The sequence below is a fragment of the Pseudomonas sp. JZ134 genome (assembly GCF_051027695.1).
Classification (GTDB): Bacteria; Pseudomonadota; Gammaproteobacteria; order Pseudomonadales; family Pseudomonadaceae; genus Chryseomonas; species Chryseomonas luteola.
Window position 1 is genome coordinate 716,657 of sequence record NZ_CP069251.1, and the last position, 12,845, is coordinate 729,501.

Sequence of the window (12,845 nt, forward strand, 5' to 3'; positions counted from 1 at the left end):
AAGCCTTGGCGCGCAAACCATATTCCTGCCAGGGTCAGTCGGAGTATGATCCGCGCCCCGACCTGTTAATGGAACTAACATGCGCCTCAAAGGGATATTACTCAGCGCGATTCTGTGCCTGCTTGCCGCCTGCGACGCCTCTCAGGATGCGCCAACGGGATCTACATCCAAGACCGCGCCTGAATCATCCGGATCGCCTGCGTCTGCGACTATTGATGCTAAAACAGCCGAATCGGCACCGGTATCAAAAACTCAGGACATTGCCCAGACAGCCGAGCGATACGCTGGCCGAGCATTGACTGTGGTTGACGCCTCTGAGATTCAGCTGGACGGTGCCAGCACATTGTCGGTTACGTTTTCAGTCCCCTTGCAACGCGAACAGGCATTTCATCAGTACCTTCATCTGACAGACAAGACCGCCGGCCCGGTTGATGGCGCCTGGGAACTGTCGGATAACCAGATGGAGCTTCGGCTGCGCCATTTGCAGCCCAAGCGTGAGCTTACTCTGACCATTGATGCGGGCCTAAAAGCCATCAATGACAACGCGCTGAATGCCCCTTACACCACCTCACTCAACACGCGAAACATTACCCCAAGCGTTGGCTTCGCCAGTCGTGGCTCACTCCTGCCAACACGACTGGCCGAGGGGCTTCCGGTCATTGCCCTGAACGTCGATAAAATCAATGTCGACTTTTTTCGCATCAAGCCCGATGCGCTGCCAGCCTTCCTTGCCAGGTGGGGTAATCGAGCCACAATGGGGTATTGGGAGTCGAGCGAAATACTGCCAATGGCAGAGCTGGTCTATACCGGCCGATTCAACCTGTCACCCAAGTTGAATACCCGGGAAACCGTACTGCTGCCCCTGACTGGAATAGAGCCCCTCAAGGAAAGCGGCGTTTATTTGGCCGTGATGCAACAGGCCGGCAAATACGACTATCAACAGTCGACTACGCTGCTGACGTTGAGCGATATCGGCCTGTCGGCCCATCGCTATCGGGATCGGATCGATATCTTCACTCAGGCTCTAAGCGGCGGACAGCCACTGGGCAAGATTGCCATTCGGGTACTGGATAAAGACAGTGCAGTTCTGGCTGAAACCCAGACCGATGCCCAAGGACATGCGCAGCTTACCGTCAACGGTAACGCACGCGTGCTGCTGGCTCAGCATGATGGGCAAACCAGCCTACTGCGACTGGATAACCCCGCATTGGATCTGGCTGAATACAAGATCGATGGCCCAAGACAACAACCGCAGCAGTTCTTTGTATTTGGCCCTCGTGACCTGTATCGACCCGGTGAGACCGTGTTGCTGAATGCCCTATTGCGCGACGGAGACGGACATGCGCTGCCACCACACCCAGTCCCGGTCGAGGTTCGTCGGCCGGATAACCAGACGAGCCGTCGCTTCGTCTGGAAGCCTGATGCAAATGGTCTTTACCAATATGAACTGCAACTGGGCGAAGAAGCGCCCACCGGCCGCTGGCAACTGGTCATGCAGGTAGACGGGGCTACGCCTCAACTGTATGAGTTTTCCGTCGAAGATTTCCTTCCAGAGCGCATGGCGCTTGAGCTCAAGGGTGAAGACGCGCCGCTGGCTCCCGATGAACCATTTGAAGTCAACGTGACCGGCCGCTACCTGTACGGAGCACCCGCGAATGGCAATACCCTCTCCAGCCAGCTGTATGTCAGACCACTTCGCGAAGCCGCGGCAACCCTGCCGGGTTATCAATTCGGCTCCATTACCGAGGCCGACCTCAGCCAGGACCTTGACCTGGATGACCTGACGCTGGATACCAAAGGACGCGGACTTCTTTCCCAGGATACCCGTTGGAGCGAAGCGCGCTCGCCCCTGCAGTTGATTTTGCAGTCCAGCCTGCAGGAGTCAGGCGGCAGACCGGTGACACGTCGTCTTGTCCAACCGGTCTGGCCCGCTCAACACCTTCCCGGAATTCGCCCTCTATTCAATGACGGCGAGGTCGATGCAGATAGCCAGGCGGGCTTTGAGATCGTTATGGCCAACGCGCAGGGTAAGAAACTACAGGCCAGCCAGCTACGGGTCCGTTTGGTCCGTGAACGAAGGGACTATTACTGGGGTTTTTCTGATGATGAAGGCTGGAGTAGTCGTTACAACGAAAAAGCCATCATCATGTCTGAAGAGACGATCGATATTGCGGCAAACGGTTCAGCGAAGGTCAGTTTTCCTGTGGAATGGGGTCCTTACCGGGTTGAAGTGGAAGACCCGGAGACGAACCTGATAAGCAGTGTTCGGTTCTGGGCAGGCTATCGGTGGCAGGACAACACCGACAACGGAAGCGTACGGCCTGACCAGGTTAAGCTTTCGCTCGACCGTCCAGCCTACCCCGCGGGCGATCAGGCTCGCATCACTGTCACGCCTCCCACAGCAGGTAATGGTTATCTGCTCGTGGAGTCCGCCGAGGGCCCGCTCTGGTGGCAGCCTATCGAAGTGCCGGAAGGCGGCAAGACGTTTGATGTGCCCGTCGCCAAGGACTGGTCTCGTCATGATCTGTATGTCACGGCACTGGTTATACGCCCAGGTGAAGCCAAGACAGGCGTTACCCCCAAGCGTGCGGTAGGCTTACTGCATCTTCCGCTGGACCGTGAGGCCCGTCGCCTGAACCTGACGGTAAACACCCCTGCACGCATGGAGCCAGGCCAGCCGCTAAAGGTCCGCCTGCAGGCACGCAACGCCGATGGGTCGATTCCTCAACAGGCGCACGTTCTGGTGTCGGCTGTCGATACCGGTGTTTTGAGCATCACTCGATATACCACACCGGACCCCTTCTCGGCCTTCTTTGGCCGTAAGGCCTACACGGCCGATCAGTTCGATGTGTATGGCCAGCTGATCGAGGCAGGCCGTGGCCGCCTGGCAGCCCTGGCTTTTGGTGGTGACGCTGACCTGTCGGCCGGGGGCAAGCGGCCCCCTACCAAGGTAAAAATTCTTTCTGAGCAAAGTCAGGCAGTAACCTTCGATGCAGAGGGTAATGCCGAGGTAAGCCTGCCGGTTGAAGATTTCAACGGTGAGCTGCGCGTCATGGCTCAGGTCTGGACAGAAGACCGGTTCGGGGCGGGTGAAAGCAAGGTTACTGTTGCGGCACCTCTGGTAGCTGAGTTGGCTGCGCCTCGCTTCCTTGCAAGCGGCGACGAAACGACATTGGCTCTGGACGTGACAAACCTTTCCGGACGCGCTCAGCAGCTAGTAGTCAAAACCGAGGTTTCAGGACGTCTGGCGCTGCAGGAAACCGTTGATAAGCCCCTTGCCCTGAAAGAAGGACAACGCGTAACACTCAAGGTACCGGTAAAAGCGCTTGGGGGTTACGGGACAGGCAAGGTTACCGTTCGGATCACGGGATTGGTGATGCCAGAGGGTAGCTCATCGCTGTCCCGCGACTGGACGCTAGGTGTTCGCCCGGCCTATCCGGCACGCCGTGACCAATTCTCTGTCGCGCTGGACGCCAGCACACCCTCCTGGAGCTTACCGGCATCGGTACTCGAAGCCTATGCTCCGGAAACTCGGGAAGCGATGCTGGCAGTATCAAGCCAGCCGCCGCTTAATCTGGCCGAGCATATCAAGGCACTTGAGGCCTACCCATACGGCTGTCTCGAACAGACCACCAGTGGGCTTTACCCCTCCCTTTATGCGGACGCCGAGTCACTCAAGCGCCTCGGCATTCGGGGTGAGCAGGAGAGCGATCGCCGCCGCAAGATCGAGGTGGGAATCGATCGGTTGCTGGGAATGCAGCGATACTCGGGCGGCTTCGGTCTCTGGAGCGCGGAGAGCTCAGAAGAGTACTGGCTGACAGCGTATGTCACTGACTTCCTGCTACGGGCCCGGGAGCGAGGCTTTGCTGTACCCGCCGAGTCTCTGAACAAGGCAACACAACGGTTGCTGCGCTATCTGCAAGATCCTAATCAGATCGATGTAGGGTATAGCGAAAACGCCACACATGACCGCTTTGCCGTTCAGGCCTATGCGGCTTATGTACTGGCACGCAGCAAACAGGCACCGCTTGGCGCACTGCGTAGCCTGTTTGATCGCCGTGAGGCTGCAGCGTCCGGCCTGCCCTTGGTCCATCTTGCCATTGCCCTGCAGCGCATGGGTGATAATGACCGGGCAATGCAAGCGCTGACGGCCGGACTTGCACAGGTTCGTGCCTCAAAGGCCTGGTTCCATGACTACGGTAGCGTCTTGCGTGACGAGGCGCAGATTCTGGCACTGCTCGAAGAAAATGACTTGGCGGAAAACCAACGTACCCAGCGCCTATTCGCGCTGGCGGAAGAATTGTCTACCCATCGGTGGCTGTCGACGCAAGAGCGAAACTGGCTGTTTCTCGCCGGTCGTTCGATCATGAGTAAACCGGCCCAGCCCTGGAAAGTCGAATTGACCCTGGCGGGAGCCCCGCGCGAACTGGCCGATAACCGCGACGTAACGCAGCACATCGATGGTGCCGAGCTCAATACACCGCTTTCGGTACGCAACACGGGTGATGCAGTGGTGTATCAACACCTGACTGTGACGGGTTATGGGATGCAGGCGCCGGCGCCTACCAGCGAAAACCTGAGCATTGAGCGCAGCTATCTGGGGATGGATGGCCGTCCGGTCAACCTGTCTCAACTCCATAGTGGCGAACTTGTGCTTGTGCACCTTGCCGTACGGGCTCATCAACGTGTACCCGATGCGCTGGTGGTCGACCTGCTACCGGCAGGACTTGAGCTGGAAAACCAGAACTTGGCACAAAGCGCAGCCAGCCTGGAAGACGCCGGCAGCAACGTTCGTGAATGGGTAAAGGCGATGCAGAACGGTACGCTCAAGCATCAGGAGTACCGGGATGATCGTTATGTTGCTGCCGTAGATGTCAACGGCTATGGCACCACGCATCTGGTATACCTGGCGCGGGCCGTTACACCAGGACGCTACCTCGTGCCGCCACCCCAGGTGGAGTCCATGTATCGCCCTGCCTGGCAAGCGCTGGGTGCTACCCCTGATCAACTGGTTGTTCTGCCGCGTTAAGCGGCAGACCTCCCGAGTTGTGTAGCCATGAAAAAAGGCCTGCACGCCGCAAAGTACTGGTCTCGTCTCGCGCTGAGCCTTTTTTCAGTGCTTGCTGCAATGTTATGGCTGGCTGACCAGCTTTGGCCGCTACCTGTTCCTGACGATGGGCTTGCCCATGTCATTCTGGCCGAAGACGGCGAGCCGCTCTACCGGTTCGCCGATGGGCAAGGTATCTGGCGCTATCCCGCTACGCCAGATACCGTTTCGCCCTACTACCTCGACGCGTTACTGGCGTATGAAGACCGCTGGTTCTATCAGCACCCCGGCATCAATCCGGCTGCGCTCGCACGTGCCGCCTGGCTGAATCTCTCAAGCGGACGGGTCGTCTCGGGAGGTAGCACGCTATCCATGCAGGTTGCCCGTTTGCTCGATCCACACCCGCGGACTCTGACGGGAAAACTTCGCCAGCTGTTTCGGACCGCTCAGCTTGAGTGGCATCTGTCCAAACGGGAAATCCTCACGCTGTACCTCAATCGCGCCCCTTTCGGCGGCACATTGGAAGGGGTTGCCGCCGCCAGCTGGACTTATCTTGGCAAGTCACCTGTGAGCCTTACTCGTGCCGAAGCGGCACTACTTGCGGTATTGCCACAAGCGCCCAGTCGTTTGAGGCCTGATCGCTTTTCCGAACGGGCACAGGCGGCGCGAGACAAGGTGCTCGCCCGACTGGACAGCGAAGGGGTATGGCCTGCCAAGGCGGTAAAAGAGGCAATGGAAGAACCTGTTTGGCTGGCGCCCCGGCAATCGCCTGACCAGGCACCGCTGCTGGCTCGTCGGCTGAATACGACAGGAGAGTCGCCAGCGATCCACACGACCATCGACATTGCCTTGCAACGGCGCCTCGAATCGCTGCTCCTTGATTGGCGGGCCCGTCTACCGGAGCGCACTTCAGCTGCAATTATTGTGGTTGATACCGGGAGCATGGCGGTAAAGGCATACCTGGGCTCTGTCGATATCACGGATGATCGTCGGTTTGGCCATGTCGACATGGTATCAGCCATACGATCACCCGGCTCCACGCTCAAGCCCTTCCTGTATGCCCAGGCGCTGGACGCAGGTCTGATCCACTCGGAATCCTTGCTGCAAGATGTCCCTCGACGCTTTGGCGATTACCGGCCCGGGAATTTCTCTTCAGGCTTCAGTGGCCCTGTCGCTGCAAGCGAGGCGTTACATCGGTCGCTCAATCTCCCTGCGGTGCAATTGCTCGAGGCCTATGGCTCCAAGCGGTTTTCCGGTGAACTGTGTAGTGCAGGCGTCCCGCTCTTTTATCCTCGAGGCGCTGAGCCCAATCTCTCATTGATACTGGGCGGTGTCGGCGCGCGACTGGAAGACCTGGTCAGCGGCTATAGCGCCTTCGCGCGCGAGGGAAAGGTAGCCCGCCTGCGGTTTCGTCCAGAAGAGCCTGTGATGGAAAGACGGTTGATGTCGCCCGGTGCTGCCTGGATCGTTCGGCGTATGCTGGCCGACCGCTCAGATCCCCTCCTGGATGAAGCCCAACTGCCTCCAGCGCTGGCTTACAAGACGGGAACCAGCTATGGTTTTCGGGATGCGTGGTCGATCGGCATTACGCCAGGTTATGTGGTTGGCGTCTGGATCGGCCGCCCTGACGGCACGCCGGTAGCAGGTCAGTTTGGCCTTGCTTCAGCCGCCCCGCTGCTCTTTCAGGTCAACGATATATTGCTCAATCGGGATACTCAGCGAGGACGTCTCTCCCCCATACAGACCAGACCAGCAAGCGTCGGGGTGGAATCCATCTGTTGGCCTGGGGGACAACCGCTTCCGGCCGATGATGAAAACTGTCGAGTCCGACGTTGGGCTTTCACGCTGGACAAACAGACGCCTCCCACAATGCAAGCTCCTGACCAGCCCTTGGGTCAAGGCCTGGATGAGACTTATTGGGTCAACGAGGCAGGCAAGCAGGTGGCACCCTCATGTTCTGGCGCACGTCCGGTACGTTTCCTGGCTTGGCCTGCGTCCCTCGAACCTTGGCTGGCCGCGCGCGAGCGCCGTACGTCCCGTCTGCCATCAGTCGATTCGAACTGTGCGCCTACCCTTGGCATTGCAGCCAGTCCATTACAAATTACTGGGCTACGTGATGGTGCACGATTACAAGCGCCTGCCGGACAATCCGACCTCGTATCCGTCACTGTAACCGCGCAGGGTGGTGAAGGTTCACGCTGGTGGTTCGTCAACGGCGAACCGGTGGCAGAGCAATCGGAACAATTGAGTTACACGTTTCCCAGGCCGGGAGCTTACGAGATCAGCGTACTGGATGATTCCGGGCAGACCGAGCATGTGAATGTAACTGTAGTGCGGTAGCGGCTTTATGTCTTATGCATTAAGCCCCTCATGCATGAAAGCGTTTACGGTATTCGGCTGGAGTAATGCCCACGTGTTTCATGAAGGCTCGGCGCAACGTATCGGTGCTGGCAAAGCCGACCTTGGTAGCGACTTGCTTGGGCACATCGCCCTGCTCTTCCAAAAGCAAACGAGCGGCGCTTATGCGCGCACGCTCTACCCATACCGCAGGCGTTTCACCGATTTCAGCTGAAAACAATCGCGCAAAATGTCGGGGACTCATACCTGCATGAGCCGCTAACGCGTCGACTGACAACGGTGACGACAGGTTCGCCATGGCCCACCGTTGTGTTTCCTGCAGAACAGACCGACCGCCAACACTGGACTGTCCATGCCGGCTGAACTGGAGCTGCCCTCCGGGTCGCTTGAAATACATAACCAGCTGAGAAGCCACCTGTCTTGCAATGTCCCGGCCCAAGTCTTCTTCTACCAGTGCCAGGGCAAGATCGAGACCTGCCGTCACCCCTGCTGATGTTCTCAATTTACCGTCTCGAATATACATAGCATCCTCTTCGACCTGGACGCTGGGATATGCCTGTGCCAGCGCGGGTGCGCAAGCCCAATGAGTAGTGACACGACGCCCATCGAGCAAGCCACTGTGAGCCAAAACAAATGCACCTGTACAGACAGAACCAAAGCGCCGCGCACGCTTTGCTGCACCGCGTATCCACGCCTGAGTGATCGGGTCTGGTTTGAGGTTGGAGATGTGCGGCGCCCCTGCGACAAGAACAGTGTCATAGCGCTCCGGCTGTTCATTGACAACGCCGTCTGCGTACAGACGTGCACCTGACGAACTTTGGACGGGACCTGACTCAAGCCCAATTACTCTGCACAGGTAAGAGGGGGTACCTGAATCAAGGTTAGCCTGTGCGAAAACGTCCAGAGGACCTGCTACATCGAGCAGCTGCACACCGGGAAGTGCCAGGATGGCGACAAGTCTGGTCATTGAAATCCTCTACACGTCTGTCTCAGACGGATAATGGCAGGATTTAACGCAATACTGCAATTGAGGACATGCCGACAACGGGTGAAACTTTGTTTTCCACCCTTTGCCGGAGAGTTTGCATGAGTATTAATATTGATGGCGTTAACATCCCCGATACTGCATTGACTCGGGAAATTACTGAGATTGTTCGAGATACCGCATCTCCCCTCCTCTTTCACCATTCCAGCCGGGTCTATTACTTCGCGGCGCTGGCCGGGCAAAAGCGCGGCTTAACATACGATGCGGAGCTTTTGTATTGCGGCTGCATGTTCCATGACATGGGCCTGACGCATCAGCACAGCAGCGCCTGCGAGCGCTTTGAGGTAGACGGTGCCAACGCGGCCAGGACATTTCTGGCAAGCCACGGGATAAACCAACAGGATATCGATACCGTCTGGGCCTCGATTGCACTGCATACCACGCCGGGCATTCCCCAGCACATGCATCCGCTGATTGCCCTGGTCACGGCAGGCGTAGAGATGGACGTGCTAGGGCTAACCTACCCGGAATACAGCGATGAGCAACGACAAGCAATCGTCAATGCCCATCCTCGAGGCAATCGTTTCAAGGAAGAGATTATTCAGGCCTTTTACGAGGGAATAAAACACAAACCTCAGACTACGTTCGGCAATGTCAAGGCAGATGTTATCGCTGACAAAGACCCTCAATTCGCTCCCCTGAATTTCTGCAGCGTCATTCGAAACTCTCTCAATGGGCCAGTTAGTGTGACGCCTGGAGATGAAACCAGCCAGGCTGGTTTCATCTCGGTCTGATCGATTGAGTCCTCAACAGCCTTTTCTGAAATCCATACCTATAACCCTCATGTTCACGCGGCCACCAACTAGGCGCATGAGCACGTCGGCAGGAATGCCACACGGCTTCTTCCGCTCAGCTTTTGAAGGATCTTATCCGTACCACATCGCTTTTGGGGACGATGAAATCCCTTCTACTGCAAAGTCTTTACGTTACGCCGCTTGATTTTGAGATGTATAAAAGACAGGCTAAATAGCAGGTCTAAACAGCCATTTCGATCACTCGGCGGGCATTTGCCCCTGCAATTCCTTCCCCTCTAGGGCTAAACGCTAACGTATGATGGGTAAGCAGTCTTGTCTCGTGGGAGGCGGTCAGGCAGGTGAACGATTACGGGCCGTTGATTGGCAGAACACTCCATTAGGCCCTGTCGAAGGTTGGCCCCTGTCGCTTCAGGCAGCCATCAGAATAGTACTCAGCTCCGACTTTCCCATGATGGTGCACTGGGGTCCGGATCTGATTACCTTTTACAACGATGCCTACGCTCCAAGTCTGGGTAACAAGCACCCTGGAAATCTTGGAAGACCCGCCAAGGAATGGTGGCTTGAGATGTGGGATCAGTTGACTCCGATTTTTGATCATGTCCTTTCGGGGAAGGCTTATTTTGTAGAGGATGCCCGATACACGCCCAATCGCAACGGGGTACAGCAGGAAGCATTCTTCACGCACTGCCATAGCCCGTTATGGGATGACGATGGTCATGTCGCAGGTATTTTTCTGGTTGTGACGGAAACGACGGGCCGTATCGTGGCCGAGCGCAAGCTGCTTCAGGTCAATGCCGATTTGGAGCGGTAAGTGCTGGCTGCAAAATCCAGCGAGGCGCGCCTGAGTGCCTTTGTCAGTGCATCGTCCAAGGGGTTGTATTCCATGAGTGGGGATTGGCAGGAGATGCACGAGCTGAAAGGACGTGGCTTTTTGAAGGATACATCCTCGCCCAATCCGAACTGGTTGACCGATTATATTCCCGTTGACGAGCAGCCCCGCGTGAAGGCAACCCTCAACGAAGCGATAACCTCCAGGAAGTTGTTTAGCCTGGAGCATCAGGTCAAGCGCGTTGATGGCGGTATAGGCTGGGTGCAATCACGAGCCATACCGTTTCTTGATGCGGCGGGTGATATTACCGAGTGGTTTGGCGCAGTAAGCGACATTACCGTTCGCCGCCATGCAGACGAGGTCCTGCAAGGACAGAAAAAGAATCTTGAGCATCAGGTAACCGAGCGAACCATAGAGCTGAATCACCTCTGGGAGATTTCGCCCGACCTTTTGCTGGTGATCGATTACGAGGGCATTTTCCGTAAGGTCAACCCCGCCTGGACACGTATCCTGGGTTATGAACCGGAAGAACTGCTCGGACAGAACATCAGTGAACTCGTGATACCCGATACCGCTCTTTCGCCGCTGGAAGCCTATGAGCGAGCTGCACGCGGCGAGCTGTCTGAAATGGAGAATCGCTATCGCCATAAGGACGGCTCCACCCGTTGGTTTTCCTGGGTTGCGGCGCCCTCTGCCGGGCAGATCTATGCAACCGGACGGGATATCACGGCAGCAAAGGCAGCAGAAGCCGAGCTGGCTTCGATGCAGGAAGCCTTGCGTCATGCACAAAAGATGGAAGCCGTCGGCCAGCTGACAGGCGGTGTCGCCCATGACTTCAATAACCTGCTGGCTGGCATTTCCGGGTCAGTGGATATGATGCAGATCCGTATACAGCAGGGAAGACTGAATGATCTAGAGCGCTATCTGGGCATGGCCCAAAACGGTCTCAAGCGTGCGGCGTCGCTTACCCACCGTCTCCTGGCTTTTTTCACGGCGCCAGACGCTGGATCCCAAGCCGACCCGTATCGGACAGCTGGTTTTGGGTATGCAGGAGCTGATTCAAAGTACGGTAGGCCCTGCGACGCCCGTAAGAATGAATACCCCAGAGGAGTTGTGGTCTGCGCTGGTCGATGCACCTCAACTTGAAAACTCCCTACTTAACCTGTGCATCAATGCTCGCGACGCGATGCCTCAAGGCGGGCGTATCCTCGTTGAAATGGCCAACCGTTCTCTTGATGAATACGCGGCGCGACAGCACGATCTACCGCCGGGAGACTATCTCACGCTCAGTGTTACCGACAGCGGAACCGGGATGCCTCCCGCGGTCATTGAGCGGGCGTTCGAGCCATTCTTTACAACAAAGCCAATCGGAAAAGGCACCGGCCTGGGATTGTCTATGGTCTATGGCTTTGTCCAGCAATCGGGCGGACAGGTCCGAATCAATTCACGACTGGGCGAAGGCACTACGGTCTGTGTCTACCTGCCTCGCTACTATGGCAATGCTATCACCCCCTTGACCGGCTTTGCCGAAGCTACAGAGTTTCCCCGCTCAGAGCCGGGCGAGACCGTTCTAGTGGTGGATGATGAGCCTACGGTTCGTACGTTGATCATGGAAATTCTTGAAGACCTTGGGTACATCGCCCTCGAAGCTGGCGACGGTGCGGCTAGCCTTGAGATATTGCACTCGGATAGGCGCATCGATTTGTTAATTACCGATGTAGGCTTGCCAGGTGGCCTGAACGGCCGACAGGTCGCTGATGCAGCACGGGTTTGGCGCCCTGGCCTCAAGGTTCTGTTCATTACCGGCTACGCCGAAAAAAGCCTGCTGAGCGAAGGGCAAATGGAGCCGGGCATGGCGGTGCTGACCAAGCCTTTCGCCATGGACATAATGGCGACACGCATTCGCATCATGATCGAGTCATGAGGCCGCCTTACGATTTGTCCGCTCGGACGACCAACAGGATTCCTCCTGCAGAAACAGCGGCACCTACCAACATAAGCCACGAGAGCGGCTCGCCGAACATCATCCATGCCCATACCAGCGTAACCGCTGGGCTCAGGTAGAGCACACTGGCTACCCGTGTGGGTGATGAGCGCCGCAGGCACACCCAATACAGACCATAGCCGCCAAGGGTGGAAATTGCCGCGGTCCAAAAGACACTCAATGCAAAACCTGCCGTTGGAATGGGCCAGAGGCTACCCTGCCAGCCTGCAAGCACAGCGAATACCACTGTAGATACCGCACACTGCAGCCACATCGTTGTCAGCAATCCAAGTGGATGAGAAAGCTTGCAATGCTTCTGCCATAACGTAGCCACCGCGAGGGACAGCATGCCTAATATGGGCAGCCCATACGCCCATAAAGGCGCATCCCCCCACGCCAGGGCGTCATAGGTAACCAGTAGCACTCCGCCAAGACCAATGGCCAGCCCCAGCCATACCTTGCCCGAAAGCCGTTGACCCAGAACGGTAACGCTAAGCAGTGCCGTACCGATAGGCAGTAGATCGGCAAACAATGCAGCCAGACCTGTCGGAACACCCAGCGCAATGCCCTGGACAACACCGATTAGATAACCTGCCATAGCCAGCAGGCCGATACCCGCATGCTGCAGGAGCACGGCGGGGTGAACACATCGAAGCGTTTTGATCACGAACGGCAACAGGAAAAGCGTGACTACGACACACCGCCAGAACACGACCAGCAGCGCCGGTGCGTAATCGATTGAAAAACGGGCACCCACAAAGCCCGAACTCCACGTAATGACCATCATTGCTTCAAGCAGGAGTAAAGGCGCTCTGCTAAGAGATAGA

The 12,845-nt window shown here is 57.1% G+C and carries 6 protein-coding genes and 1 pseudogene; 5 read left to right on the plus strand and 2 right to left on the minus strand.

The features are described from left to right. Positions 1–79 precede the first annotated feature (79 nt). Positions 80–5,029, plus strand: coding sequence for an alpha-2-macroglobulin family protein (locus JQR86_RS22685; RefSeq protein ID WP_434155151.1), 4,950 nt, complete (start codon positions 80–82; stop codon positions 5,027–5,029). 27 nt (positions 5,030–5,056) lie between these two features. Next, the gene (gene pbpC, locus JQR86_RS22690) at positions 5,057–7,387 is read left to right on the plus strand and encodes a peptidoglycan glycosyltransferase PbpC (protein ID WP_434155152.1); all 2,331 of its coding nucleotides are present in this window, start codon (positions 5,057–5,059) and stop codon (positions 7,385–7,387) included. Between the two features lie 28 nt (positions 7,388–7,415). Here pbpC and JQR86_RS22695 read toward each other — a convergent pair whose 3' ends face one another. Then, positions 7,416–8,372: a GlxA family transcriptional regulator gene (locus tag JQR86_RS22695; RefSeq protein WP_434155153.1), complete on the minus strand. Its 957-nt coding sequence runs from the start codon at positions 8,370–8,372 to the stop codon at positions 7,416–7,418. A gap of 119 nt (positions 8,373–8,491) precedes the next feature. On the opposite strand from JQR86_RS22695, the gene JQR86_RS22700 reads away from it, so the two are divergent. The 3 genes and pseudogenes from JQR86_RS22700 (at position 8,492) to JQR86_RS22710 (ending at position 11,958) form a co-directional block, all read left to right on the plus strand. Beyond that, positions 8,492–9,184: an HD domain-containing protein gene (locus JQR86_RS22700; RefSeq protein WP_434155155.1), complete on the plus strand. Its 693-nt coding sequence runs from the start codon at positions 8,492–8,494 to the stop codon at positions 9,182–9,184. A gap of 316 nt (positions 9,185–9,500) precedes the next feature. Continuing rightward, positions 9,501–10,016, plus strand: a complete 516-nt coding sequence (locus tag JQR86_RS22705; protein WP_434155156.1) for a hypothetical protein — start codon at positions 9,501–9,503, stop codon at positions 10,014–10,016. 93 nt (positions 10,017–10,109) lie between these two features. Continuing rightward, positions 10,110–11,958 (plus strand): annotated as a pseudogene (locus tag JQR86_RS22710) (PAS domain S-box protein). A gap of 7 nt (positions 11,959–11,965) precedes the next feature. On the opposite strand, the gene JQR86_RS22715 reads toward JQR86_RS22710, so the two are convergent. After that, a complete protein-coding gene (locus JQR86_RS22715; protein WP_434155456.1) occupies positions 11,966–12,817 on the minus strand; it encodes a DMT family transporter in 852 nt (283 codons plus the stop codon). Positions 12,818–12,845 lie beyond the last annotated feature (28 nt).

Excerpts from the sequence above, each read along its gene's own strand:
- JQR86_RS22685 (WP_434155151.1), top strand. The coding sequence starts at position 80 with ATGCGCCTCAAAGGGATATTACTCAGCGCGATTCTGTGCCTGCTTGCC.
- pbpC (WP_434155152.1), top strand. The coding sequence starts at position 5,057 with ATGAAAAAAGGCCTGCACGCCGCAAAGTACTGGTCTCGTCTCGCGCTG.
- JQR86_RS22695 (WP_434155153.1), bottom strand. The coding sequence starts at position 8,372 with ATGACCAGACTTGTCGCCATCCTGGCACTTCCCGGTGTGCAGCTGCTC.
- JQR86_RS22700 (WP_434155155.1), top strand. The coding sequence starts at position 8,492 with ATGAGTATTAATATTGATGGCGTTAACATCCCCGATACTGCATTGACT.
- JQR86_RS22705 (WP_434155156.1), top strand. The coding sequence starts at position 9,501 with ATGATGGGTAAGCAGTCTTGTCTCGTGGGAGGCGGTCAGGCAGGTGAA.